General features: G+C 60.5%; 19 protein-coding genes and 1 tRNA gene. 7 read left to right on the top strand and 13 right to left on the bottom strand.

The genetic code is table 11. From position 1 onward, the window contains the following. Positions 1-23: 23 nt before the first annotated feature. The 6 genes from GO988_RS14965 to GO988_RS14940 all read right to left on the bottom strand — a co-directional run bounded on the left by GO988_RS14965 (position 24) and on the right by GO988_RS14940 (position 6900). Positions 24-731 (bottom strand): PD-(D/E)XK nuclease-like domain-containing protein, encoded by a 708-nt coding sequence (locus tag GO988_RS14965; RefSeq protein ID WP_157566833.1) that lies wholly within the window; start codon positions 729-731, stop codon positions 24-26. Between the two features lie 154 nt (positions 732-885). Next, positions 886-2298 carry a DUF4270 family protein gene (locus tag GO988_RS14960; RefSeq protein ID WP_157566831.1) on the bottom strand — a complete coding sequence of 471 codons (1413 nt, stop codon included), beginning with the start codon at positions 2296-2298 and terminating at the stop codon, positions 886-888. Next, on the bottom strand, positions 2258-3331 hold the full coding sequence (locus GO988_RS14955; protein WP_157566829.1) for a Kelch repeat-containing protein: 1074 nt from the start codon (positions 3329-3331) through the stop codon (positions 2258-2260). Before GO988_RS14955 ends, GO988_RS14960 begins: the two co-directional genes overlap by 41 nt. A gap of 342 nt (positions 3332-3673) precedes the next feature. Then, positions 3674-4564: a glycosyl hydrolase gene (locus GO988_RS14950; RefSeq protein WP_157566827.1), complete on the bottom strand. Its 891-nt coding sequence runs from the start codon at positions 4562-4564 to the stop codon at positions 3674-3676. 390 nt (positions 4565-4954) lie between these two features. Then, positions 4955-5128, bottom strand: a complete 174-nt coding sequence (locus tag GO988_RS14945) for a hypothetical protein (RefSeq protein WP_157566825.1) — start codon at positions 5126-5128, stop codon at positions 4955-4957. Between the two features lie 557 nt (positions 5129-5685). Beyond that, positions 5686-6900: an ABC transporter permease gene (locus GO988_RS14940; RefSeq protein WP_317164877.1), complete on the bottom strand. Its 1215-nt coding sequence runs from the start codon at positions 6898-6900 to the stop codon at positions 5686-5688. Between the two features lie 83 nt (positions 6901-6983). Between GO988_RS14940 and GO988_RS14935 the strand changes: the two genes are divergently transcribed. The 3 genes from GO988_RS14935 to GO988_RS14925 all read left to right on the top strand — a co-directional run bounded on the left by GO988_RS14935 (position 6984) and on the right by GO988_RS14925 (position 9819). Further along, positions 6984-8207 (top strand): exo-beta-N-acetylmuramidase NamZ family protein, encoded by a 1224-nt coding sequence (locus tag GO988_RS14935; RefSeq protein WP_317164876.1) that lies wholly within the window; start codon positions 6984-6986, stop codon positions 8205-8207. Between the two features lie 157 nt (positions 8208-8364). After that, on the top strand, positions 8365-9318 hold the full coding sequence (gene fmt, locus GO988_RS14930; RefSeq protein WP_198172778.1) for a methionyl-tRNA formyltransferase: 954 nt from the start codon (positions 8365-8367) through the stop codon (positions 9316-9318). 3 nt (positions 9319-9321) lie between these two features. Next, positions 9322-9819 carry a dihydrofolate reductase gene (locus tag GO988_RS14925; protein WP_157566823.1) on the top strand — a complete coding sequence of 166 codons (498 nt, stop codon included), beginning with the start codon at positions 9322-9324 and terminating at the stop codon, positions 9817-9819. A 27-nt stretch (positions 9820-9846) separates the two neighbouring features. Here the strand turns inward: GO988_RS14925 and GO988_RS14920 are convergent, their stop codons facing one another. From GO988_RS14920 to GO988_RS14910, 3 genes are all read right to left on the bottom strand, one after another. Next, on the bottom strand, positions 9847-11106 hold the full coding sequence (locus tag GO988_RS14920) for an acyltransferase family protein (protein WP_157566821.1): 1260 nt from the start codon (positions 11104-11106) through the stop codon (positions 9847-9849). A 63-nt stretch (positions 11107-11169) separates the two neighbouring features. After that, the gene (gene porU2, locus GO988_RS14915; RefSeq protein WP_157566819.1) at positions 11170-16446 is read right to left on the bottom strand and encodes a putative type IX secretion system sortase PorU2; all 5277 of its coding nucleotides are present in this window, start codon (positions 16444-16446) and stop codon (positions 11170-11172) included. A gap of 48 nt (positions 16447-16494) precedes the next feature. Continuing rightward, positions 16495-17640, bottom strand: a complete 1146-nt coding sequence (locus GO988_RS14910; RefSeq protein ID WP_232341523.1) for a putative type IX sorting system protein PorV2 — start codon at positions 17638-17640, stop codon at positions 16495-16497. Positions 17641-17924: 284 nt separating this feature from the next. Between GO988_RS14910 and GO988_RS14905 the strand changes: the two genes are divergently transcribed. Together GO988_RS14905 and GO988_RS14900 are read left to right on the top strand one after the other, a co-directional pair. After that, positions 17925-18263 carry a PadR family transcriptional regulator gene (locus tag GO988_RS14905; protein WP_157566817.1) on the top strand — a complete coding sequence of 113 codons (339 nt, stop codon included), beginning with the start codon at positions 17925-17927 and terminating at the stop codon, positions 18261-18263. A 72-nt stretch (positions 18264-18335) separates the two neighbouring features. Then, positions 18336-20993, top strand: coding sequence for a GIN domain-containing protein (locus GO988_RS14900; RefSeq protein ID WP_157566815.1), 2658 nt, complete (start codon positions 18336-18338; stop codon positions 20991-20993). A 96-nt stretch (positions 20994-21089) separates the two neighbouring features. On the opposite strand, the gene GO988_RS14895 is transcribed toward GO988_RS14900, so the two are convergent. The 4 genes from GO988_RS14895 to gap all read right to left on the bottom strand — a co-directional run bounded on the left by GO988_RS14895 (position 21090) and on the right by gap (position 24501). Beyond that, positions 21090-21434, bottom strand: a complete 345-nt coding sequence (locus GO988_RS14895; RefSeq protein WP_157566813.1) for a translation initiation factor — start codon at positions 21432-21434, stop codon at positions 21090-21092. Between the two features lie 12 nt (positions 21435-21446). After that, a complete protein-coding gene (locus GO988_RS14890) occupies positions 21447-22235 on the bottom strand; it encodes a DUF3050 domain-containing protein (RefSeq protein WP_317164875.1) in 789 nt (262 codons plus the stop codon). Between the two features lie 209 nt (positions 22236-22444). Beyond that, positions 22445-23320, bottom strand: coding sequence for a diacylglycerol/lipid kinase family protein (locus GO988_RS14885; protein ID WP_157566811.1), 876 nt, complete (start codon positions 23318-23320; stop codon positions 22445-22447). Between the two features lie 170 nt (positions 23321-23490). After that, on the bottom strand, positions 23491-24501 hold the full coding sequence (gap, locus tag GO988_RS14880) for a type I glyceraldehyde-3-phosphate dehydrogenase (RefSeq protein ID WP_157566809.1): 1011 nt from the start codon (positions 24499-24501) through the stop codon (positions 23491-23493). Positions 24502-24753: 252 nt separating this feature from the next. Here gap and GO988_RS14875 point away from each other — a divergent pair. Both GO988_RS14875 and GO988_RS24775 read left to right on the top strand, forming a co-directional pair. Next, a tRNA-Glu gene (locus tag GO988_RS14875) sits at positions 24754-24825 on the top strand. Between the two features lie 157 nt (positions 24826-24982). Next, the gene (locus GO988_RS24775; RefSeq protein ID WP_157566807.1) at positions 24983-25288 is read left to right on the top strand and encodes a BLUF domain-containing protein; all 306 of its coding nucleotides are present in this window, start codon (positions 24983-24985) and stop codon (positions 25286-25288) included. The last annotated feature ends 410 nt before the right edge of the window (positions 25289-25698 follow it).

Here is a 25698-nt window from a genome sequence, read left to right as displayed (position 1 = left end):
AAAAGAGCTCGCGCGGGTGGCAGCTACTTGCTTAGGGCATCTACGGCGGCTTGCACGGCGGCGGCACGGTAGGCGGGGGCGGTAGCCGGGGCGCGCAAGAGCCTGAGCAGGTGCATGTATTTGCGGCGGCCTTCGGCGAGCATATCCGTGGGCACTTCGAGGGGGAACACGCCGAAGGGCTCGACTTTTTGCACGCCTACCAACAAGAAGCGCTCGGCTTGCAGGGCATCGGTGTAGAAGGCCGCCTGACGGTCGTAGTCGTAGTGGCTGCATTGCAGCCGGAAGTGGTCGGCGTCGCGGGCCAGGGTGGTTTTGAAGTCGATAATGGTGTAGGGCTCGCCGGGCAGGTCGGCCACCAGGTCGGCACGTAGCTTGCAGAGCGTGCCGGTGGTAGGCTCGGTGAAAAGGGCACTGCGCTCGGTGAGGCCGCCTTCGAGCAAGCGGTTGAGCTCGGTGTTGAGCTTCACGCCCTCGACCAGCCACCAAATGAGGGTATCGTTGAGGCTAGGCTGGCCGGGCTGGTAGTCGGCCGGCTCAAGCAACGCGGTGTGGAAAGCCGTGCCAAAGCTGAGAGCGCCGGAGCCCGAATCGGTGCGCGGGGGGCGGCCATCGAGCGCATCGCGCAGCCGCGAAAGGTCGGAGTTGGCGATGGCGGGCAGGGCGCGGTAGTCGTCGTAGGAAACGCGCAGCAGGTCGGGGCGATGAGCGGGGGTAGGGAGCAGGTCGGACACAGAGGCTTAACAACGAAAGTGGCTCGAAAGTAGCCGAGTTTAGGCTAGAATATCCCTTACTAGCTAGCAGCCAGGGCGCAAAAAAATACCCCGAAGCCAGGCTTCGGGGTAGTAATAAGCTTGATAGAGAGGCGGAAAGCGCAGATTCTAGAATTTACTTTACCTGAATGAGATACAGGCGCAGTTGCAGCTTGTCGGTGCTGCGCTGGCTGCCCAGCACGGCCCGGCTAGGGAGGGCCGGGCTCACCGACGATACCAGCAGGCCGTTGTTGGGGATGACGTGGTTGAGCACAGCCTGGCAATAACTGGCCACCGACCATGTATAGCCCCCTTGGTCGAGCCCGCTGAGGGTAGACGTACTGGTGAGGTACGACACGCTACTGACGTAGGTGCCCGTGGTGCCGCTCACGGCCGTGGCCACTGGTTGGTTTACCGCGTTGGCGGTGCTGATAAGCAACGCCGGGGGGGTAGGCACGAAGGGACTCAGCGTGCTGGCCGTCACCGGCACCGTGAAGTCGGCGCTGGTGATGGTAGCATTGGCGCCAAAGTCGAGCAAGTTGGTGAGGTACGGAATTTCTACCTTGGTTTGCAGGCCGAGGGCCCCTTCTACGAAAGTTTGCTGGGCGGTGCGGCTGGCGTCCACGGTTTGCAGCGAGGCGGTGGGCAAGCCCATGACGCCCCCCGTGCGGCGGTCGGCGCGCACTTGGTAGAAGTTGCGGTTGCCGGTATAAATCGAAAAGGAACTACTGAGTACCGTGGTCGCATCGGTGGGGTCGTGGTAGTACACGAGCAGCGCGGCATCGGTGACGGTGGCGCTAAAAAGCACCAGCGCCGCGTTGTCGGTAGCGGCCGGCGTGAGCACGAGGCCCGGCAGATAGGTATCAAATTCATCCTGCGTGGTGAGGCGGCCCGCTTGGCCAGCAGCCAGCAGTTGGCGCCCGAAGGTATCGTCGAGGCGCAGGCGCAAGCTAGTGAGGTTGGGCCGGGCCCGCCGCACCGGCGCCTTACCCCCCTGGTTAAGCACCGTGGTCGAATCGTAATTCAACTTAGTAAGCTTAGTGGAGGCAAACGACGGCTTGGTGGCCGAAATAGGGTCGATGAGGCGGTGCACCTCCACTAGGGCCTGCGTTTTGGTGGTGTCGCCGTAGCGGTAGGCCGTGGGCGTGGTGATGAGCGGCAGCACCAGCGATACCGAGTCGTACACGAAGCTGCCCGAGGGCGTGAAGGCCGCATCCATGCCCAGCCGGCAGAAGCTTTTGGCCGTGATAGTACCCAGCAGCGGGTCGGTGGTGCGGCCCACCAGCAGGTAGCCCGAGCCCGAGGTCACTACCGAGTCGCGCAGCACCGTAGAGGTGCGCACCGTGAGGGTATCGACCAGGTAGGCGCCGGTGTTGGTTTGGGCGCTGGGCAGGCCCACGCCAATGTCGCTGGTGCTGGTGGTGCAGGCGGTGGCTACCAGGGCGAGCACGGCGGCTAGCAGCACGGCCAGCAGCGCCCGCCCGCCTGACGCCCGGCGAGACTTAGGTTTACTCTTGGTCGGCATCGGGTGCGAACTTCCAGAAGTCATCGAAGCTCGAAGTGCCCGAGCTGCCCAGCCCTACGTAGCCAATGCCGTTGATGCCAAAGGACACGCTGTAGTTGCGGCCCGAGCCCAGAAAGGGGTTTTTCAGCGTCCAGGTATCAGCGGCCGGGTCGTACACGAAGCAGTCGGTACGCACCGACGTGTTGCTACCCACCGTTACGTAGGCCAGGTTATTCACCACGAAACCTCCGGCGTAGGCGCGAGCCACGGCGCTGTAGTCGTAGATGTCGGAGCCAGTGGTCTGGTTTTTCAGGTTGCGGTGCACCGTCCAGGTATCGCTCACGGGGTTGTACGACGATACATCCGTGTTGTACTGGTTGTTGTTGATGCCGGTAGCCACGTACATCTCCCCGTTGATGGTGAAGGTGAGGCCGCCCATGCGCTTATCGCCGGGGAAGTTGTTGACTACCGACCACTTATCAGTCGTGGGGTTGTACTTGTAGAAGTCTTTTTCGTAGTTGCCGTCGTAGCCACAGCCCACGTAGCCCATGTCGCTCACGCTGCCGGCCACGGCCCAGTAACGCGCCGTGCCGCCGGTGGCGGTGGTGAGGTCGGCCACTTGCTTCCAGCTGCCGCTGGTAGTAGTAGTTACGCCATTAGTGGTGGTAGAAGTTGAGCCTGCGGGGTCAAACTGCCAGAAGTCGCTGAGGGCCTTGCTACCGTTGTAGCCCGTGCCCACGTAGCCTTTGCCACCTGCCACGAAGGCCACGGCCCGGTAGCGTACGCCAGCCGCGGCGGGCATAGGCGTCAGCTTGTTCCAGCCGCCAGTAGCGGGGTTATACGAGTATAAGTCGTTGTAAATGTTGCTTGAAGCATCGATGCCCGTCCCCACATACGCAATGTTGTTGATGACGAAGCTCACCGAGTTGTTGCGCGCCGTGCCGGCAAACGAGTTGCCAGTGGTCCAGTCGCCGGTTACGGTCGTGGTGTCGTCTTTTTTGCAGCTGCTGAGGCTGAGGCCACCCAGCACCAGCGACATAGCCAGCAAGCGAACGGCTAGCCGAGGAAAATTTTTCATGTAAAAAAGGGTTGGTTTGGCCAGAGGAGCCCGCTTTCTAGCAGACTAGTTGCACGAAGCCGAAATGGCCCAAATGCCCCTCTTGGCCCCACAAAGCACGTTTTTACCCTTCCCTACCCCAACTTTCATCGCCCAACGCCCGCTTTTCATCGAGCAAAAGGGTTGAAGTGTCGCCCCGCTCATTTGCGCTTTTTGAGCCTTCATTTAAGCCTCACCGAGCTAGCTGGCGCGGGCCGGTTGCCTTGCTCACCCACCAGTTTGGCCCGCCGCGCTGCCCCCAAGTTGGGGCTAGCTAACCTGCGTTACTCAGCCGCGGCAGGCTAGCCTGCGCAAGCGACTACCTCAGGTATAGCGGCGCGTCATGGTGGCGCAAAAATCGGCGAATTCCTCCGGGTGGCGCGGCGGGCTGGTGCGGCGCGGCTGAATGCCTTTGGCTTCGGGCGTGAAGCAGAAAGTGGCCGTCACCTCGAATTCTTCTAGCCGGCGCATCACGTGGTCAAACCACCTCTCGGCATCGGGGCGCAGCCAGTCGGCCCAGCTCAGGCCAGTACGCAGTTTTCGCACGCCCAGGCGGCGCAGCCAGGCCAGGGCCGATTCAAACCGAGGGTCTTCGTAATGAAACCACTGGCAGATACCCAGCTCTGGCGTATAATCGGCAAAGTGCTTGAGGGCTAGCTTCGGCGTGCCGTCTTCGCGCAGCAACCCCATATGGAAGTGGCGGTGGTACGACACGCCCTCGGCCTCGCGGTGGCGGGCAGCGCCATCCCGGGTTTGCGGCAAGTCGAAGAGGCTGCACCAAAATACGCGCTCCACGCGCGGCTTACCCAGCAGCAGTTCGGCCGTGCGGCGCAGGCCAAACACCTGCACTTCCTCGGCCCCGAAGCTTGAGGCGCCCACCTCCGTCACCCAGATGGGCAGGGTAGTAACGGCGGCCACTTCGGCAATTTTAGTGGGCCACTCGTGGAGCGGCCACAAGCTCCAATCGAGCGGAAAGCCGTGCACTGCCACGGCGTTTAGGTCTTGCAGCGCCCCGTGGCGCTGGAGCTGCTTCACAAACAACGGGTCGATGGGTGAAATACCGCCGAGCACGCGCCGAATGCCGGCGTTTTCGGCCTTCACGGCCTGCGCACCCAGCCGCACCATCTCGGCGAAGGTCCGCCAGTGGGGGTCAATTTCGAAGGCCCAGTGTGCTTTATTGTTTGGCTCGTTCCAAAATTTTACAGCTTCAATCATACGTTCTTGATTGGCCGAGCGGCTCTTGCCGCCGCTCAAGCATAGGTAAAAACAAGGCAATAGGCTAGGCCAGAAATAGTGGTAGCTGATGGCCAGCAGGCCCTACCCCACCCCATTAAGCGAAGCACAAAGGGTAGGGCCGCCGCGAATCGGCCGCGTAATATAGCTGTGTAGTACCGCCTTAGCCAATACCTGTCCTTCCTACCACATCCGCTACCGCAGCCCCACCCCTTTCGCAACGAACTAGGTAGGTGGGCGCTCCACTCGGCTGCTACCCCCTCAATTAGTATAGAGGGGGTAGGGCCATGTTGCCTTCGAGAAAGGCCATACAACCGTTATTGCTAGGCTTTATTTGCACGCCTTTACCAGATAGTGCATTGGCGTATAAGCTCATACGTAGCCAATGGGGGTAAGCAGCCAGAGTTGCCCGCCCCCGTCGGGCAGGCATTGGCAACGGTAGTAGCCGCGCAGCAACTGGCCGTTAAAATTGAGGCGCAGCACGCCCTCGGCTAGGTCGGCGCGCAAGTCGGGCTGGGTACCGGGGTGCGCTGGAGCGAGCTGCATGGAGCCGGTATCTATGCAACTGGTTCCCAGTACGCAGGGTGTCGGCAGCAGCCACACCAGTACAGGCCGCTTGGCTAAGTGCCTGAGGGAGTGCGGTATTACCCAATGGGCCAGGTGCCCTTGGGCATCCTCCAGCGACAATTGGTGGTAAGTAGGCTCCGCCTGAGAGCGATAGACCTGAAACGAGGGGCCAGAGCGAACGGGCAATATCGCCGCTCCTGTAGAAGAGGGTTGCATAGTCATAGTGCGGCAATGGGAACTCCAGAACTATAACGCGTTAGCACCTACTTAGGTAGAAGCCAAAAATACGGATTTTAGCAGCCTTAAACAGGCCAGCCAGCTCCGTATTTCTACGGGGCATCGAACAACTAACATCACTGAAATAGCGGGGTAGCCCGCTTATCACTCTCCGGGCGGGCCCAGGCCTAGCTGGGCGCTATTTTTCCTCGATGAGTGAGTACCGGCCGGGCCCTCAGCAAAGCGCTACTGAAAGGCTAAGTCTTGCGATATGGTGCTTAGTCTTTCAATGGCGCTTTGCTGAGGGCCCGGCTATGTACTTAGTCGAAGCGGATGGCCACCATGGGCTTGATGCGGGCAATCATGTAGGTGGGGATGAGCACGGCTAGCAGCGCGGCCAGCAGCGTGGCCACGTTCAATAGCAGCATCACCTGCGCGTCCCAGGCAATGGGCACGCGGTCCATGTAGTAGTTCTCGGGGTCGAGCGGAATAATGCGGAAATAGAACTGCAAGGCATTGAACCCCAAACCTACTACATTGCCAATAACAAGCCCTTTGAGCGTAATGGACAGGCCTCGAAAAAAGAACATTTCCCGAATCTGGTTGTCGGTGGCGCCCACGGCTTTCAGGATGCCTATCATCTTGGTGCGCTCCAGAATCATGATGAAAATGGTGGCTACCATGTTGAACGTGGCCACGAAAATTATCAGAATAAGGAAGATGATGACGTTGCGGTTTAGCAATTGCAGCCAGTCGAATAGCTGGGCGTACTGGTCGGTGATTTTTTCGACGCGCACCTCGTAGGGCAGCTGCTCATAAAACTGGTCGAAGGTGGCGTTGAGGCGGCTAAAATCGCGCAGGCGCACTTCGAGGCCGCCTACCAGCGAGTCGGGCCAGGCATTGAGCTCCTGAATCTGGCGCAAATCACCGAGTACGTACACCTCGTCGAACTCGTCGAGGCCGGTTTGGTAGATGCCCGACACCCGAAACTTGCGCACCCGCGGCGGCTGCTGAATGAAGTAGAACAGCGCCGGGCTGCCCACCTTAAGCCGCAGCTTGTCGGCCACTTTCTGCGAGATAACGATGTCGTCGCTGGCCGCTGAATCGGCAAACTGGATGAACTTGCCGGCCACCATGTTCTGGCGCATCGAGCTGGGGCCGTGCTTCTCCGACACGCCTTTCAGCACCACGCCCAGCACCTCATCGGTGGTTTTGATGATGGCCGTTTTGCGAGCAAAGGGCTGAATGGACGTTACTTGCGGGTAGCGCACCAGCTGCCGACGCAGCTCGGGCTCGCTGATGGGCGCCACCTCCAGCGAATTACTGGTGTCGTAGCGCGAGAGCTGCAAGTGCGCTCCAAAGGAAAATATTTTGTTCTGAATCTGCTCGCGGAAACCGTGCAGAATCGAGAAGGAAACTATCATCACGGCGATGCCCAAGGCAATGCTGACCGTGGCAATGCGCGTAACAGAATGGGTAAAGGAGCCGGAGTCGGCCCCGTCCATGCGGCGCGATATAAAGCGGGCGGTATTCACGAGTGGGGGTAAAGCTACGGCCGGGCGGGAGGTTTGCGGTGCAGGTTAGGCGGGCTTCTTACGGACGGGGGTACTTTTGGGGCATGATGACGCGGATTTCTTTCGTTTTGGGGCTCGGGCTGGCGCTGGCCGCGGCGGGCGCCTGCGGCTCGGCTGGCGCGCCGACTACGCTCCTCCCTACCCCCCCAGTCGGCGCGCAGGCGCCGCTGCAAATGGGCGCGGCGCAGCTCAAGGCCTATCTGCCCTTGCTCAAAAACAAGCGGGTAGGGTTAGTAGTGAACCAGACTTCGCGCCTCGGCAGCACCTACCTCGTGGACACGCTAAAGGCCTTGCACGTGAACCTGACGGCCATCTTCGCCCCCGAGCACGGCTTCCGGGGCGAGGCGGCCGATGGGGCCACCATCACGGACGGGCGCGATGCCCGCACCGGCGTACCCGTGCGCTCGGTGTATGGCAAAACCAAAAAGCCTACCCCCGAAATGCTGGCCGACGTGGACGTGCTGGTCTTTGATATTCAAGATGTAGGCACGCGGTTTTATACCTTCATCAGCACGCTGCACTATGTGATGGAAGCCGCCGCCGAGCAGGGCAAAACCGTGGTGGTCCTCGACCGGCCCAACCCCAATGGCATGCTTGTGGATGGCCCCGTGCTCGAAGCCAAGTACCGCTCGTTTGTGGGCCTCGACCCGCTGCCCATCTGCCACGGCCTCACGGTGGGCGAATTGGCGCAGATGCTGAACGGCGAAAAGTGGCTGGCCGGCGGCCGCCAGTGCGCCCTGAAAGTGATACCCATGGCCGGGGGCTATACCCACGCCACACCCTACCCCCTGCCGGTGCGGCCTTCGCCCAACCTGCCCACGGCGCGGGCGGTGGCGCTTTACCCGTCGGTGTGCTTGTTTGAAGGCACCAACGTGAGCGTGGGGCGCGGCACCGACCGGCCATTTGAGGTGATTGGTGGGCCCACGCAGCCGGCCACGCGGCCCTACCAGTTTACGCCGCGGCCCAATGCGGGCTCCCCTACCCCTCCGCTCAATGGCCAGCTCTGCTACGGCCTCGACCTACACCAGCCCGCCGCCCAAGAGCCAGCGCAGGCTTTTACCCTGAAATATCTGCTCGATTTTTACCAACAAAGCACCGATAAGGCGCACTTTTTCAGCAAATATTTTGAAGAGCTGGCGGGTACCGACTCGCTGCGGGCGCAGGTGCTGGCTGGCCGTTCGGAGGCCAGCATCCGCGCCTCGTGGGAGCCGAAGCTGGGGCAGTTTAAGGCGCGGCGCCGGAAGTACTTGCTGTATCCAGAAAGGTGAAACACTTAACTATAATCGCTCCTAATTCTATAGAAACCGAACGTTATACTGCGCTTGCCGAAGCATCTCTACCACTTCACCAGAACCGTTTAGCGAAGCGATAGAGATGCTTCGGCAAGCGCAGTATGACGCCCTTTTAACTCTCCTGGTTACCCCAATGCCTACCCCCCTTCGCCTCATCTTTATGGGCACGCCCGATTTTGCGGTGCCTACGCTTGAAACGCTGCTTACCATGCCCGAGGCGCAGGTAGTGGCCGTGATAACTGGCCCCGACCGGCCCGCCGGGCGCGGCCGCCAGCTGCAAGCGTCGGCCGTGAAGGTGGCGGCGCTGGCCCACGGCCTGCCGGTGCTGCAACCCACCAATTTGAAATCGCCCGAGTTTCAGGCCGAGCTGAAAAGCTACGCGGCCGACTTGCAGGTGGTGGTGGCTTTTCGGATGCTGCCCGAGGCGGTGTGGAACATGCCGCGGCTGGGCTCGGTGAACATCCACGGCTCGCTGCTGCCACAGTACCGCGGGGCGGCCCCCATCAACTGGGCCCTGATGCACGGCGACACCGAAACGGGCGTTACTAGCTTTTTTCTGCGCCACGAAATTGATACCGGCGATTTGATTTTGCAGGATAAATTGGCCATTGAGCCCGCCGATGACTTCGGCGCCGTGTACGGCAAGCTGAAGCTGGTGGGCGCCAACTTGGCGCGCCGCACCGTGGCGGCCATTGCGGCGGGCACCGCGCCCAGCACGCCCCAGGCCAACTCGCCCGCCTTGCGCCCCGCCCCCAAGCTTACTAAGGAAACTGGCCGGCTCGACTTCACGCGCCCTACTCCCGAGCTGGTGAACCAGGTGCGCGGCCTCAGCCCAGTGCCCGCTGCCTACACTACCCTACCCGACGGGCGTGGCCTCAAGGTGTTTCGGGCACAGGCCCTCCCCCCCACTGCCGACGAAACCGCCTCGAACCCCGACGCCGCGCCCGGCACCTGGGCCACCGATGGCCGCCACTACTTGCGCGTGCGCACGGCCACGGGCTGGCTCGATTTACTGGAAATTCAGCCCGAGGGCAAAAAACGGATGCTGACCGCTGAGTTTTTGCGCGGGGCCAAACTTACTTTTTAAGCGATGGTAACGCTCGTAGTGGCTGCGGCCGAAAACAACATTATCGGTCGCGACGGTCAGCTGCCCTGGGGCCGCCTGCCCGCCGACCTTCGGCACTTTAAGGAGTTGACCCTGGGGCACCCCGTGGTGATGGGCCGCAAAACGTATGACAGCATTGGGCGCGCTTTGCCGGGCCGGGCCAACCTGGTGGTGACGCGCCAGCCCAACTGGGCGGCGCCCGGCTGCGAGGCCGTGCCCTCGGTGCTGGCCGCAGTGGAGCGCGCCCGCGAGTTGGCCGGGCCCGAGGGCACGGTGTGCATTATCGGGGGGGGCGAAATCTACCGCGAGGCCCTACCCCTGGCCGATGTGGTGTACCTCACCGAGGTGCACGGCACCTTCGAGGGCGATGCCAGCTTCCCGGCTCTACCCCCCGCGGCGTGGCGCGAGGAAACCCGCGCGCGCCACGCCGCCGATGCAGCCAACCCCTACGCTTACAGCTTCGTGACGCTGCGGCGGCGCTAGCCTGGGTACCCAAGTGCATAACTAAGCTTAGCGGGAGCGGCGGGCCAAGAGGTAAGCCAACGCAGCGGCGGATACCCGCCCTACCCAGCGCGCCACTGCATGGCTAGGATTGTCAATCAGCCGATAGAAAACCTCCGTAAGCACGACCAAGGTGCCACCCGATAGCAAGGCCATCAGCCCAAAGCTGGCGTTGTACGCAAAGTGCCCGCGTAGCCACCCAAACAGCCACGCCGAGCCCGAGCCCATGAGCAGAAAGTGCAGCAGGTACAGGGCAAAAGCGCGCTTGCCCAGGCGGCGCAACAACGAGGTAGTTGCTATTTTTTGCAATCTCCCCGAGAGCAGCAGGGCTGCCAGCAGCGTGCCAGAGCCCAAAATGTGGTAAAAATCAGCTGCGCGGCTGCCCTCAACCCCAGGTAGCTGCAGCCATGTATACGCGGCGCCCGTCACCGAAAACTGGTAGGCAGACTCTGGGTAGCTGGCCAGGAAGGCCGTGGCCAACAGCAGCCCCACAACAAGGACGCGGCGCGTAGAGGCTGCCAACCGCCGGTGCCACTGCCGGTGGTAGACGTCGTGCAAGCTCAGCCCCAGTAAAAAGGCTACGTAATAAGGGTCGGCCTGCGCTGCCATGAAAGCCAGCGCCAGGCCCGCATATAGTGCTAGGCGCCAGGGGTCGGTACCGGCCAGGGCCAGCACGCCCAGCACCAGCAGCGAGCCTTGCCACTCCACCATCATCGTCCAGAGCACGGGGTTGTAGCGCGGAATATTGCGCATCATTACCCCACCCAGCGCATCGCGCACAAACTGCCCAAAGCTGGGCAACCACTGCCAAAACGGCTCCAGCCAGGTTGCCCCATTGGCCACCAGCACCTGCGGGCGGAAGCTGTGCGTAAGCAGCAAGGCGTAGGCCAGCACCAAGCTGGCTGCTACCGGCAAGCTCAGCCGCACGTAGCGGCGGGCTAGCTGAGGCAGTAGCGGGCGCCACCCGCGCGGCGCCCGGGCCACCGACGCGGCCAGCACCAGTCCGCTTAGCGCGAAGAAAAGCGACAGCCGAAAATTGAGCAGTACCGGCGAGGCCGCCAGCCAGGTTTCCCAGTGGCCGGGCAGGTGGGCGGTGGCCGGGTCCCCAGTCATGGTAGTGGGGTAAAAGGCCGCCGAATAATGATGAATTAGTACCCCCAGGGCCGCCAGCCCGCGCAAGCCATCCAAAAAATCAAGGCGGGCGGGCACAAGCGGGAGGGGTAGGGCCGGCGAATGAGGGCTAGGCAAATGGGTGGGTAAATGGGCCATAAAAAACCCCTTCCATGCAAAGGAAGGGGTTTTTAGCGTAAGTACGCAAAAGCGGCAAAGCCGTTAGCGGAGTAGCACAAGCTTACCCCAATCGTTTTTGAAGGCCTTATCGCCGGCAGTTTCGCGGCGGCTAAAGTCACCATTCGGGTCGTCGAGGGCCACGCGGTAGAGGTAGGTGCCATTGGCGAGGCGGTCGCCGTACTGGTCGGTGCCGTCCCAGGCGTAGTCGGTGATGTTGTTGCCGATGTGCAGCGGCCCCAGTTCGTTCATGAAAATTTCGCGCACTACCTTGCCAGTGAGCGTCATAATCTGAATTTTCATGTTACGCGGCAGTTCCTTGCCCGTTACCGTAAAGACGAACTTAGCCTTGCTGGTTACCGGGTTGGGATACGGGTAAACGTTGGAAATTGTGGACTGATTCACGACCTCAAACTTTACCTCGTACTCCTGGGTGCCGGCGCTGGCGTTGGAGGGGTCGCGGCCCTGCACGCGCAGGGTGTACATGCCATTTTCGAGCGCCCCGTTGAGGCCGGGCTGGAAGTCGAGCTTGGCCAGGCTGCCCGAAGTATTATCAACGCTAAAATGCACCTGGGCGCCATTCACGTCCACTACCTGGGCCGTGGTTTGGCCGGGGCGCTGCAAGAATACCGAGAAAGCCGAGGCGTCGGTGATGCGGCGCAGCTTATCCTCATCCTTGAGTTGAATGCTGATGGTGGGGGTAGGCGACACCAGCTCGCCGTTGAGGATGTGGCGGCCATCGACCGCCACGTCGAGGGTTGGCGGCACGTTGGTATCGCGCACCGTGAAGGCGTCCAGCTTCAGCTCGTTGTTGAAGTAATATAACTCGGGCTGAAGCTGCGGATTCACCACCACGCGGGGGTAGAAGGTGCCGTATTTGCCCACCACGTCGAGGTTCACGCGCACCGTAAGCACGCTATCGCCGGCGGCCGGGGCCCGCGGCGCGGTAATGAGCTGGGTAGTGCCAGCCACGGGCAGGCCAGTAGCCACGTTCACGAGTGACACCTGCACCTGCAACGGATTGGCAAACGACTCCTGCGATACGTTATCGAACTTCACTGGGAAGCTGAGCTTGCCCAGCGTAGTAGCCTGGTTGCGCAGGCGCACCGAGTCGTACACAGCGGTAGCCACCAGGTCGCGGCGCACCACGCCTTCGGGCAGGCCCTTGTAGGTCACGAGCCACTGCTTGAGCTGCGGCGGCGTGCGGTTTACCGAGTCGCTGAGGGCCAGCTGGAGCTGCATGTAGGGGTAAGTAGCGGTTGAGTAGCCGCTGAGGTCGAGGGCCTGCGGGCCCACGTTGCTGTTGAGCACCGTGGTTTTGCCGGCGGCATCTACTCCAAGCAGCGTCAGGGTGTAAGAAGAAGTGGAGGTTTCGCGGCGAATGGTATTGTAGAGCGTTTCCCACTTCTGCGCCGGGCCAATGAGCGTGCTGGTAATCGAGCCAGCCTGGCCGGGCGTGCTCAGGGTATAATCCAGCGTAATGGTTTGGCCATAACCGGCTGCACCCTGGCTGCCGTCGGGGCCTTGCTCGGCCAGCAGGCGGCCACCGGCGGTGCGCTTTTGCGCCACTAAGGTCAGGGGCTCGCCGTTTTTGAGCTTCAACACGAGCTTGCTGCCCAGCACCGTAGCTAGCTGCTGCAGCACCGGGGCCAGAGCGGGGTCGGCGAAGCGCAGGCGGTTCTCACTCACCAAGGCCACATAAGCGCCGTCGGGCACATTTTGCAAGAAAGTCTGCAGCTGGGTGCGGCGGGTAGGGCTGTTGTTGAGGTTGTCGAGCGTGTCGGTGCCAGTAGTAGCAAAGTGGTAGAACGTTTGCCCGCCCGCGCCGCAGGTCGAGTAGGCGCCCGGCACCGTCAGGCGTTGCAGCGAATGCTGGTCGAGCACCACCACCAACAAGTTAGGCGAGTTGATGCCGCAGTCACCGATATAGGGCGCCGATGCCACATCCGTCCGAATACCGAAGCCCCCGAGCACACTAAATGTAGGGGCGCTGCCGGGCGTACCGCCGCCCACGGTGCGTAGCTGCAACGGCAGCTGCTGGGCCGGAAAGCTCCAGCGGTTGCTGGGCGCCGCCACCGCCACATTGCGCAGCTGGTTGCGGGCAAACTGCCCATTGTGGCTCTGCGACCAGCCGCCGCCGGCGGCTTTGGGTATTACCCGGAATGAGCTCACGTGCCATTCCTTGTCCTCGTTGCCCACGGGGTTGCTGAAGCGCACCCGCCAGTACCATACCGCCGAATCGCGCTTAGCCACAAGGGCCTTGGGCACGAAGCTCGCCACTACCCCCGCCGAGATGGTGGAGCTTTGCAGCGGTGAGCCGCCCTGGCTGTTAAACGTGGCTACCGAGTCTACTTGAAAATCATAGCTCCGCACGGCGCCGGTCAGGTCGTTGCTCTGGGCTACTAGGCGGGGGGTAGGGCTGGGCGCAATGGCAAATTCGTTGGGCGCCAGCAGCGTTACGCCGCTTTTGAGGAAGGAGAAAGTCAGCTGGGCCGTGTTGTTGGTTTCGCTCAGCTCGGCTATCTTGTTGCGGTAGTCCAACTCTACTTTGAAGACGTTATCGCCAAAGAAGTTCGTATTGGCCGGGTTGGGAATGGTGATGGCGTACGTCGTATCGCGCTGGAAAGCCTGTGGAAAAGGCTTGTTGCCATGGTTATCAAACAAATACACTTGGCTGCCGCCGGGGTAGGTGCGCGTAACCCGAATCTCGACCGAGTCGCGAGTGATGCGCGCCGGGTTGCTTACCCCCACGTTCAGCGTAAACTGCGTCGAGGTAGCCGTCACAGTCTGATCGGGCGCGATGGGCGTGAGCGACAGCGCCGCATTGCTGGCCACCAGGTCGGGCTTAGCCGGGGCAAAGAGGCGCAAGGCCGGGTCGCCCTGCCAGATAGTGCACAGCAGCTGCTCAATGGCGGGATTGTTGCCCGCAAACAGGCCGTTGGTTTGCAGCCGGCGTACCAGCTCCTTGCGCACTTCTGCCACGGGCCGGCCAAACCACTGCGGGTCGTTGAACAGCAGTTGGTCTGACAAATCCTGGGCGGGGTCGAGCAGGTAGGCGTAAGAAAAGCCGCTTTCGGCCATCATGCCAATCGAGCCTTTATTGGCCGCCAGCAGCCAATCGGTGCCGAAGGTTCTGCCGTAGAAAAACGCTGCCCCCGCCGAGCACCCGTTGTACATCAGCACGGGGTACTTATGCAGGTTGTTGTAGCCCTCGGCCGGGTCGTTGATATTCTTGCTGATGTTGAGGTCAAAGTCGGTGGTCGAGCCGTGGCCGAAGTACATGATGGCGGTTTGGCCCGCGTTTACTTCCTTGGCAATATTGAGGCCGATGGGGAAGCTATTGGGGGTAGTGCGCCGGAAAGTCGTTACCTGGCCACCTAGCAAAGGATGCTCGATGCGGCGGCGGTACTTATCCATGTAGCCGCCAAACTCCGCGAAATCGGCTGTTGATTCGCCACCCACCAAGTGCACTACGCTCTTGTGCCAGGGCTCGGGGTTGAGCTGATTGGGGTCGAGTTGGCTTTCGTAATCCTGCAGCTTCGTGAGGTAATTGACCACCTCTTGCGGGGTAGAGGCCACTACCCGGCCCGTCGGAAAGGCGGGTTCGTACTTGTCGTGCGGCCAATCGCTCGATAGAAAGTTGTCCGACGGCGAGCGGGTCGAAACCGGCACTAAATCTACGCCCATCTCTCCCTGCACCCGCGTCGACCAGTACCAGAGCGAGCCCGTGATGGTATAATCCACAAAATTGGAGGCATCAACCAACGGCCCCGCCACGGGTGCCCCGGGCGAAATACCCTTGCCCAACAGCAGTAAGTACTTGGTTTGGGCGGCGGGTTTGTTGGCCGCCAGCCACAAGGCAAAGTGGCGCAGCGCTATCACCGAGCGCTCGCCATAGTGAAACTGGTCGTATAGTTGCGGGGCCGTCACCATGAGGGTGTCGTAGCGGCCGCCGGGGGTAGAAGCGCGGTAGTTGGCGTAGGCCCGGGCAGCGTTGGGCACGTTGCCGGCGGCCCCCATCAGCTTGGGGTGCGTGATAATCACGAAGTTGGGCTTCACGGGGTCTATCGGCCGGAAAACCACCCGTTGGGCTGGCAGCGGCACTTCGAGGCGGGCGGCATCGGCCAGCAGCAGGTGGCGCCTTTGCTGCTCGGTGGCGCTCGGAAACACGTAGCGGCGGCCAGTACTGCCCAGCGTGACAGCCGCAGCAGGCTCGATGCGCTGCACGTTCCAGGGGTCCTGAATGTCGTAGCCGCGCACCGTGGCCGGAATATTATCTACCTCATACGTGGCCGGCCCAGCCAGCAGCGAATCGTTTTGAAACCACACCAGGCGGCGGTCGCTAAACCACACATTTTGCTGCGGCGCCGTAACGCGCCACCACGAGTAGCGCCAGCCCTCCTGGGTGCCCGTAGTAGCCTGGTTTACTACATCGTAGTTGATAGTGAAAGAGCCGTTGCTACCAATATCGCTGGGTAGCAGCTTGTAGCGCCCGCCCTTATAGCCGTAGCCCTTGTAGCTGAGTACGCCCAGCACCCGCGGCGAGGCGCCCGGCGGAATAACGCCCACGCTCGTATTGTGGTTGACGTTGTTGGCGCCTACCACTACCGTTTCAAGGGTGGGCGCGGGTGTACCCGGCGCCGTCGATACGGCCCGCAGCAGCGAGTCGAGGGGCTGGCTCCCCGCCCCTTTCTGGAAGCCTTGGAAGAAACCCTCCCCCAGCTCCAGCCAGGGTAGGTAGGTGACGCCTTCGGTGGGCGACTCGGTATAGGTGCCCACCATTTGCCGAAACGACGACTGCAGCCGCCAGCCGTGCGGGGTGCCGCCGGCCGCCGTGGGCTGGGCCATGCGCTTGCCCGCGCGGGCGCCCCACGTCACGAAGTACGCGGCCGTGTCGGTGTACAGGCTGTAGTAGGGGTTAGCCTGGTCGAGCGGGTTTTTGAAGAACTCCTTGTCTAGGGCCGCATCGTTGCGCTGGCCATAAAACTCTAGATAGGTGGAGTTGTCCAGCGTGGCCGAGTTGCCGCCCTGGTAGATGGCCAATTCCTTGCCGCGGCGCCATATCTGCAACTGCGTGGGGGCTACCCCCCCCGCCCCGAGCTTGCTCAGGTAGGCGTAGTCGAGGCGGTAGAGGCCGTCGCGCCACACCTTTATTTTATAGTAAGGCTGGCTGGGCACTATCCATTCGTTGCCGTAGGGCCCCGATTGGGCCTGGGCGGCAGGCCCCCCCACTAGCAGCCCCACCACCAGCAGCAGCAGGCGCCAGGCGCCGGGCCAGAGCCCTACCCCCCCTAACTGACCAGTTGTATATTGTTTATTCATCTGTATAACAAGCGATTATAATGGCATGAAGTCTGGCGGCGGTGCGCGCTAGCGCGTGGTGGTGGGCAGCCCGCCGGTGCGGCTGCCCAGGCCGTAGCCCAGGCTCACGATGAGCGAGTTGGTTTGCGACGTTGAGCCCAGCTTTTCTACCGCCAGGCGCGAGAGGGCCAAGTCGATGCGCAGGCCACTGAAGGCCACGCCCGCCCCCAGGCTGTACTCGCCCTTCCACTGCTTCTTTTGGTCGAAGGTGGTTATTTGCTGGTAGTTGCCTACCCCCCCGCGCAGAAAGGCCAGGTTGCGGTAGCCTACCTCCACCCCTACCCGCGGGTCCACGCTCACAGGTTTGGCCGACACCAGCGTGTTGCGCTGGCCATCGGTGGTGGCCTCCAAGTCGGCGGCTACCAGGGCCGAAAACTGCCCCGGCAGCGTAAACTGCCGCCCTACCCCCAGCACCAGGCGCGGGAGCGTTATCTCGGTCGAGTTCTTCGGAATCGTTTCGCCCGGTAGGGCCGTAGCCGTAAACTTGTCGGCGTCGATGCTCCAGGCGTTGAAGGTGGTGGTAATGTCGCGGGCCATCAGACCCAGGCGCCAGCCCTTGTGGTTGTACTGCAAGCCCACATCCACCCCAAAGCCGTAGGCGTTGGCAAAGCTGCCCACGTTGCGGTAGATGAGCTTGCCGCTTCCCCCCACGCTCAGGCCCTCGGGCCCCAGCTTGCGCGCGTACGAGAGCAGCAGCGCATAATCGGCCACCGAGAAGTACGTGATTTTATCGTACTGAATCTGGCCGTACTCGTTGATGAGCGCGCGGGTATCGGCGATGTTGTCCACACCCAGGCGCAGCAGCGTCACGCCAATGGCGCTTTTCTCATCGAGCGGCATGGCAAAAGCCGCATAGTCGTTCTTCACTACCCCCGAAAACAGTTCGGAGTGCATCAGCACGCCATCGTACTTGGCTGTGATGTTTGTGAGGGCTGCCGGGTTCCAGTAGCTGGCGGTGGCGTCGTTGGCCAAGCTCACCTGCGTTTTGCCCATACCTAGCGAGCGCGCACCGGCCCCTAGGTTCAAGAATTCATTGCTGTACTTGGGCGTGTTTGTTTGGGCCTGAACCACGGGGGCAGCGGCCAAACCAAGTAATGCACTGAGCCCCAGGCTGACCATCCACGAAGGCTGGCTACGAGCGGAAAGTTGTAGCATAGATGAATTAATGCGGAAAAATAACATGAGCGGCAACGCAAGTTACTGCCGGATAGTGCGTCGGCGCGCGCACAAAACCGCCACTGTACGGCCTTGCGCCTGGGTTTTGGGCAGTTAGCTGGCGCCGTTTGGCACAATGCCGAGAACCGGTTGAACCTCTCCGGTTTAGGCTCAACTATTTTTTTCACAAACGCAACAAAAAAAATTTCACCAAGTATTATGTAATGCAAAGTACCTACACTACATTTGTACTGTTCCTCACCTACTACTAGTTCATACCGCCCATGAAACTCGAGAACACCCAGGTGCAGATGCGCAAAGGCATCCTCGAATTCTGCATCTTGGAGATAATTGGCCGCGGGGAGGCCTACGCCAGCGACATGCTGGAGGAGCTAACCGCGGCCCGCATGATAGTGGTCGAGGGCACGCTCTACCCCCTGCTCACGCGCCTCAAGAATGCCGCTCTGCTCGATTACGTCTGGAAAGAATCCACCTCCGGGCCACCCCGCAAGTACTACACCCTCACCGAAGCCGGCCGGCAGTTTTTGGAAGAACTGCGCCAGACCTGGGAAGAAATGGCTCTTTCGGTGGGCATCATTCGCCAGCCCCCGCGCCCCGTTTAACCTACCCGTCTTTTTCGCCAAACTTCCTTTCTCAGCTTAAAATTGCCGCGCTTCGCGCCTGCGGCCTTTCTCATGAAAAAGAACATCAGCATCAACTTGCAGGGTATCATCTTCCACATCGAAGATGATGGCTACGAAGTGCTTAGCCGCTACCTGCACGAGGTAAAAGCCCACTTTGCCAGCTACCAGGGCCACGAGGAGATAGTGGCCGATATTGAGGGCCGCATCGCCGAGTTGTTTGCCGCCCGCATTTCGGTGAACAAGCAGGTTATTACCCTGGCCGACGTGGAGGCCATGACCGCCCAGATGGGCCGCGTCAGCGACTTCCAGGTGGAAAATGAAGAGGACGAGCCCACCGTTACTTCGACAGCCGGTGCGGGCCCTACCCCCCCCTTTAGCAGCAGCGTGCCTCCCCGCGAGGACGACGGCCAGCCCCGGCGCCTGTACCGCGACTTGGCCCACCGCAAAATTGCGGGCGTGTGCGCCGGCCTGGCGCAATACTTCCGCGTGAACCCCCTGGTAGTGCGCCTAGTTTTTCTGGCGCTGGTATTGCTACCTAATTTGGTGGGTGGGTTTGACCGCATTCCCGGCACCGGCCTATTTCGCCACCACTTCGACCTGGGCGGTTTGGCCGTGGTGGCCTATGCCATTCTGTGGGTGGTGCTGCCCAAGCGCAACGATGCCCCTACCCCTATCGATACCCTCGACCTGGGCGGGTCGCTCTCCGGCCGCAAGCTCTTCCGCGACGTTGATGCCGGCAAGGTCGGGGGCGTGGCTTCGGGCCTGGCCCACTACTTCCGCACCGATACGGTGCTGGTGCGGGTCATCTTCTTGCTAGGCGCCTTCCTGACGTTCGGTTCGACTATTATCATCTACATCATCTTGTGGGTAGTGGTGCCGGAGGCCCGCACCATGTCAGAAAAAATGCAGATGCGTGGCGATGCCGTTACCCTCTCGGGTATTGATAATAACTTGCGCAGCAACGCTTTCGACGGCGACAGCACGACCCCGGCCGGCAGCCGCTCGGTGGGCACGTTTCTGGAAGGCGCAGCGCGCGGCGCCCAGCCAGCCGTGAGCTTTCTCGGTACGCTTATTCGCTGGGCAGCGGCGGCGGTGCTCATTATAATGGGCGGCTCGTGGCTGCTCACGGCACTGGGTTTTGCCGGCGCGGCGCTGGGCGTTATCTCCAGTGAGTCGGTTATTCACACGGACAATGACTTCCGCTTTGGCGACGAGAGCTTTAACTCGGTGATGCACAACGCCCAGCCCTGGGGCATTGTGGCGGCCACGCTAGTAGTCGTTATTCCGGCGCTGGCGCTCATCTTCCTGGGGGTGCGGCTGGTGCTGCGCCGCTCGGTGCTGAGCCGCACCGCCAGCTTGTCGCTGCTCGCCTTGTGGCTGCTGGGCGTGGTAGGCACGGCGGTGGCCGCCGGCCAGATTTTCCGCGATACCCGCACCCGCGCTACCTATACCACCGTGCGCCGGCTGGCGCCGGTGCCTGGCCCCGGCATCGTGCTCGACTCGCGCAACATGGATGACTTTATGGAGGCCGCCCGCCTGCACCTGGCGCTGGCCGACAGCGGCGCCGCGCCCTACATCGAGGAAGAATACCAGGCCCGCGGCCGCACCCAAAATTCGGCTCGCCTCACGGCGCAGCAGTCTATCCTGTACACTGTTAGCCAGCAAGACTCAACTATTACCTTCGACCAAGGCATCACGCTGCGCGAAAATGCCCCCTACCGCGGCCAAAAGCTGAACCTGACGTTGCACTTGCCCCTGGACAAAACGTATCGCTTGACGCCCCTTTTTATTGAGAAGCTCGACGACGACGATTTCACGAACAACAAACGGCCCGATAGCGACGCGCCGCACCGCGCCCGCTTCACCCGCGAGGGCAAGTTTACCTGCCTCGACTGCCCACCCAGCAGTGCTGACGAGGACGATTCGGACAGCGATGGCGATGAGGTAGTGAACTTGGACGTGAACGGCAACAAAACGCAGGTGCGCGTGAACACCGACGGCGACGAACCCAAAATCCGGGTGCGCACCTCGGCTACGAAGTTCAATACCGACCCTAGCCACTACGGCACGGGCCGTAAAAGTCTGAATACCCCCGGCGAATTCAGCGAAATTGAGGCCTTTGGTGGTTTCCGGGTACTCGTGCGCCAGGGCGATAGCTACAAAGTAGAAGCCGCCGCGCGCTCCGAAGACCTCGACGATGTGCGCCTCAGCATCGACGGCAGCCGCCTGGTAATTCGCCACCGCCGCAACCGCGACTGGCTGTCGGCGCTCAGTTCAAACACCGGCCCGGTGCTGGTAACCATTACCCTACCCCGCCTTCGGCACCTAGAGCTGAGCGGCGCCTGCCAGGCCGACGTAAGCGGCTTCCGCGATGAGGCGCTGCGCCTCGAAGCTTCCGGCGCTTCGACGGCCTACCTCGACGTGAATGTGCCGCGCCTAGAGCTTCAAGTAAGCAGCGCCAGCTCGGCCAACCTCAGCGGTTCGGCCAACGAGCTATCCGTTGATGGCTCCAGCGCCAGCCAAGTAGAGGCCCGCGGCCTGCGCGCCAACAAGGTCAAACTCGACCTCAGCAGCGCTTCGCAGGCCAAGGTAAACGCCACCGAGGAGCTAAGGGCTGACCTAAGCAGCGGCAGCAACGCGCGCTACACCGGCCACCCCCGCAACATCGAGAAAGACCTGAGCAGCGGCAGCTCGCTCGAAGAAGAATAAATACCAGCGGCTCACGCTTAAATGGGGAGGGGTTACTGTCGTTCTGGCTATTGAACGACGGTAACCCCTCCCCATTTAAATTCTACGCACTGACACCTACCCGCCTATCTGCTTGGCTTTGTAGCCGTCTTTGAGCAAGATTTCTAGCACCTTGGCGCGGAAATCGCCCTGCACCACTATCTCGCCATCTTTGGCGCTGCCCCCTACCCCACACTTGGTTTTCAAGAGCTTACCGAGGGTTTGCAAATCCTCGTCGCGGCCCACAAAGCCAGTAATGAGCGTCACCTTTTTGCCACCGCGCTGCTTTTTATCGAGCTGCACGCGCAATTGCTGTTGCTGGGGGGGTAGGGTGGCGGCCTCGGCGGGCTCGTTGGTTTGGTAAGCGAAATCGGAGTTGGTGGAGTATATCACTCCCTGGCGGCGCGACTGGTCGTTTTTCATAGCGGCAAATACTTAGGCGGTAGCTGGTTGCTGGGTTAGCGCCTGCTGAATGCCATCCCAGAGGCCCACGCGGGCGGCCATGCACTGCGCGGCCACGTCGGCGGCCTGCTGCCAGCGCTGCGAGTCGGTAGCGCAGAGGTCGCGCACCATTTGCTGAGCTAGCGGGGCATGGTTTTCCTCATCAAGCTCGATGTGGCGGTTGAGATAATAAATAAACGTATCGAGCTGCCCCGGAAAACGCTGGCCCAAATCGGCCACCAAGTTGCGGAACATATCGGGGATAACATCTTCACGGCCAAACGTAAAGGCGGCTGCCACGGCGTGCGGCTGCCCGGCGGCAATCACGGCAAAAGTTTGCTTCACAAACTCCTGCACGAATGCCGGCGCTTGCGCGGCCGCCAGGGCAGCGGGCACACTGGCGCCTTCGGCCAAGGCGGCCAGTAGGCGCTGCGCGGGCGCCGTGTCGGCGCCGCACTCCTGCATGGCACGCAGGTAGAGCTCGAAGTGGCTGGTGGGCCGGCCCTCGGGGTCCACGTCCGTTTCTTCTTCCAGCACTATCTCGTTGATGAGGCGGCGCGTGGCGGGGTTGCCCTTGGGCACCCACGGTAGGGTCGTGCAGGTGAGGTCGCGCTGCAAAGCCTTCAGCAGCGACATAAAATCCCACACCGCAAAGACGTGGTATTGCATAAACACGCGCAAATCGTCGAGCGACTGAATGCGGCGGTACACCGAGTGGTCGACCAGCTGCTGCCGGGCGGGTTGCAACTGCGCTTGCAGCTCCTGAATAAAATCTTGAGACACTGACTTTTGAAGTATAATATAAGAGATGTAATTACTTGCTGAACAAGATTTTATTCTGTTTTGCCAAAACGAATAAACTAAATCAACAAGCTACATGGTCCTGTAACGAGGAAGGAGGACTAGGGCGCCCTACCCTACCCAAGTAGTTTGATTAGCCAAGCATCTAGCCTACGTTCCCTACCCCCCTTCAGATTGCGGAGGCAGGCTATTTATACGGCTACTTCCAGGGCCAGGGGCAGTAAGCCTATTTCAAACTCGGTCGCGTGGCCTAAATAATCGCCATCGGCGTGGCAGCCGATGGGCGTGGCCGCGCGCACGGTGGCGCTGCGCGTGTGGCTATAGGCAGCGCCGCCGGTGCGCGGCAATGTGCCTAGCGCCATGCCCAGCACTACCTGCACGGCTCGCCAGGGGGGTAGGGCATCCATGAGGCACATGTCGAGCAGACCATCTTGCAGGTCGGCATTGGGGGCGATATAGGCGTTGTTGCCGTATTGCGAAGCGTTGGCGAAAGCCAGCACGTAGCAGTCCGTATGGAGCGTCAAGCCGTTGGTTTCGACTACCACTGGCACTGGCTCAAAGGTTTGATACTCCTGCACCGTCACGCGCAGGTAGGTACTCAGCCCGCGCGAGCCCGCCAGCGCAAATTGCTGGCTCACCCGCGCATCAAACCCCAGCCCCGCCGTGCAGAAAAAGGGCCGGCCATTCAGCGTGCCCACATCCATGCGGCTGAAAGCAGGCTGGCGCAGCCGGCGCAGCGCGGCCCCCAAGTTCAGGGGTACTTTGAGGTGGCGAGCCAAGCCATTGCCCGAGCCGCGGGGCACAATGCCCATGGCCGTGCCTTCCTGGTGCAGCAGCCCGCAGCCCACCTCGTTCACGGTGCCATCGCCGCCCACGGCCACCACTACCCGGCAGCCGGCCTGCGCCGCAGTGCGGGCTAATTCGGTGGCGTGGCCCGGGCCTTCAGTGGGGCACAGCACGTAGTCGCCGCTCGCCTCCGAGCCAAATTGGCGAGCCAGTAACGTCAGAAAATCGGCCCGCCGGCCAGTACCCGCCGTTGGGTTAAAAATAAAACAGGTACGCGGCATAGAGCAGTACAAAGCCCTTAAACGGGGGCTTCTAATAGAAAATAAAAAGGCCTGCCTAGCAGGCAGGCCTTCTATATAAGAGGTAATGGGCAGCAAATAGTGGCTAATGACTATGTAACTTTTGAACAGGGTTAGATAATCACGAACCAGTAAAGCTTAATCATTGCTCACTACCCTACCATTTTTGCCCCAACCTTCTGGATGAGGTCGGCGGTGCGGGTCGAATAGCCGGTTTCGTTGTCGTACCAGCCCACTACTTTTACCAGCGTACCGTTGGTCGAAGTTAATTCTGAATCGAAGATGCACGAGTGCGGGTTGCCCACAATGTCGATGCTCACCAGCGGGTCGGTGCTGTATTCCAGAATGCCTTTCAGCGAGCCTTCTTCCGATGCTTTTTTCACAGCATAGTTGATTTCCTGCTTCGAAGCCTCCTTTTTCAAAATCACGGTCAAGTCCGTGGTCGAACCGTCTGGAATGGGCACGCGCATGGCGATACCATCAAGCTTACCCTTCAATTGGGGTAGCACCAAGCCCACCGCCTTGGCAGCACCCGTGCTAGTTGGGATGATGCTGTAGGCAGCAGCCCGAGCCCGGCGCAAGTCCTTGTGCGGAGCATCTTGCAAGTTCTGGTCCGAAGTGTAGGCGTGCACCGTGGTGATGTAGCCCTTTTCAATACCAAAGGCATCGTCGAGCACTTTTGCCATGGGTGCCAAGCAGTTGGTAGTGCAGCTGGCGTTCGAAATAATGGTTTCGGCGCCCGTTAGCGTGTCGTCGTTCACACCTAGTACTACCGTCGGAATGTTGCCGGTAGCCGGAGCCGAAATGATGACCTTTTTAGCTCCAGCCGTGAGGTGCTGGCCAGCCCCTGCTTCGTCTACGAAACGGCCCGTGCTTTCGAGCACGATGTCAACGCCCATGTCCTTCCAAGGCAGCAGCTTGGGGTCGCGCTCGGCCAGAGCAGCAATGTGCTGACCGTTAACAGTTAGGCTGTTTTCATCATAGCTCACCGTGCCGTTGAAGCGGCCATGCACAGAGTCATACTTGAGCAGGTGGGCTAAGGTCTTATTATCAGTCAGGTCATTGATAGCCACAATCTCAATATTGTCGCGGCCAAGCAGCGACTTGAAAGTGAGGCGACCAATACGACCGAAGCCGTTGATAGCGACTTTAATTTTTGCCATGATATTGGAAAAAATGGAAGTATAACGGCCCACAAAAGTGGCACCGCTTAAATATGGGGCGAAGGTACGCTTTTCAAGGGCTTTGCCTAATAGCAATCTCCACGTATCTCGTTTGCAACAACAAAATCAATGAGCTCACAGTTTTTTTGCGGCTGAAAATCAGCGCCCTTTTGATTTCAAGCCACTTTTTTTAGGCCCAGGATTTGGTTTGAAGCCGCATTCTCGTACCTTTGCATCATCAAAACGAACAACGGTCCGTTCGTCTAGGGGTTAGGACAGTAGATTTTCATTCTACCAACAGGGGTTCGATTCCCCTACGGACTACTAAAAAACCGCTCTACAGTACGTAGAGCGGTTTTTCTGTTTTTCAGGGGACCCTGACTGTTCGCTCCAGCTTTCCAAGGCTCTCGGCATACACGGCCCAAGTGTATATTTCGGCCCCACCTAGCTCTTCATTAGAGTTTGCTTACGCGACACCTGTATGATTCCAGCGTTTATAGCTGACGGGTTGGAGAGCGAACAGGCCGCCCTTGAACAAGCCTACGCGCGCATTAGCCAGGATATGCGGCATCAGTATCTGTGTAAGGTTGCCGACTATCCCATCGCGGCCCGCCGTTTCGCCGAGTGGCCCTTGGCTTTTCAAACCCTCTCGCCGGCCCAGTTTGCTCACTTAGGCAGGTATCTCGTGCCCACTCAGGTAAAGCAACATCTCCCGGTCTACGGATCCGCTGATACCTTGTTTGTAGAGGCTATGCGAGCGCTCATGCAAGTATCCGCTGTCAAATAACCGCAGTCAATTACTTGATTTATAAGTATATATTCTGTGAGCCAATTAGTGGCAGAAATAACCAACTTACGAACTGCACTGCTAGTATGATAAGAGGGAGAATACTCTAGTTAAGAGTCAACGAGAAATGCTTTAAAAAAGGATTTTCACACGCGAGAAACGCTTTCTTGAAAACCACTTAATAAAAGACCCGTGGCGGTTCCAGAGTTCAGTGCGCCGTTCCTAAATCGCTTCCTCTGTCGCTGCGCAAACTTAGTGATACTCTGTGTACCTCTGTTAAGCGCGCCAAAACATACTGTTCGTGGCCGGCTAGTGGCCTAGTTGGATGACCAATACCATACTCCGAGGCTGTTTCACTAGGTGTTTGAATAGCTTTTTAGAGTTGCAATCTGCAGCGGCTAGCACCATCG

The sequence above is a fragment of the Hymenobacter ginkgonis genome (assembly GCF_009755225.1).
Classification (GTDB): Bacteria; Bacteroidota; Bacteroidia; order Cytophagales; family Hymenobacteraceae; genus Hymenobacter; species Hymenobacter ginkgonis.
Note: the sequence above shows the minus strand (reverse complement) of the source record. Positions and strands in the feature narration are given on the sequence as shown.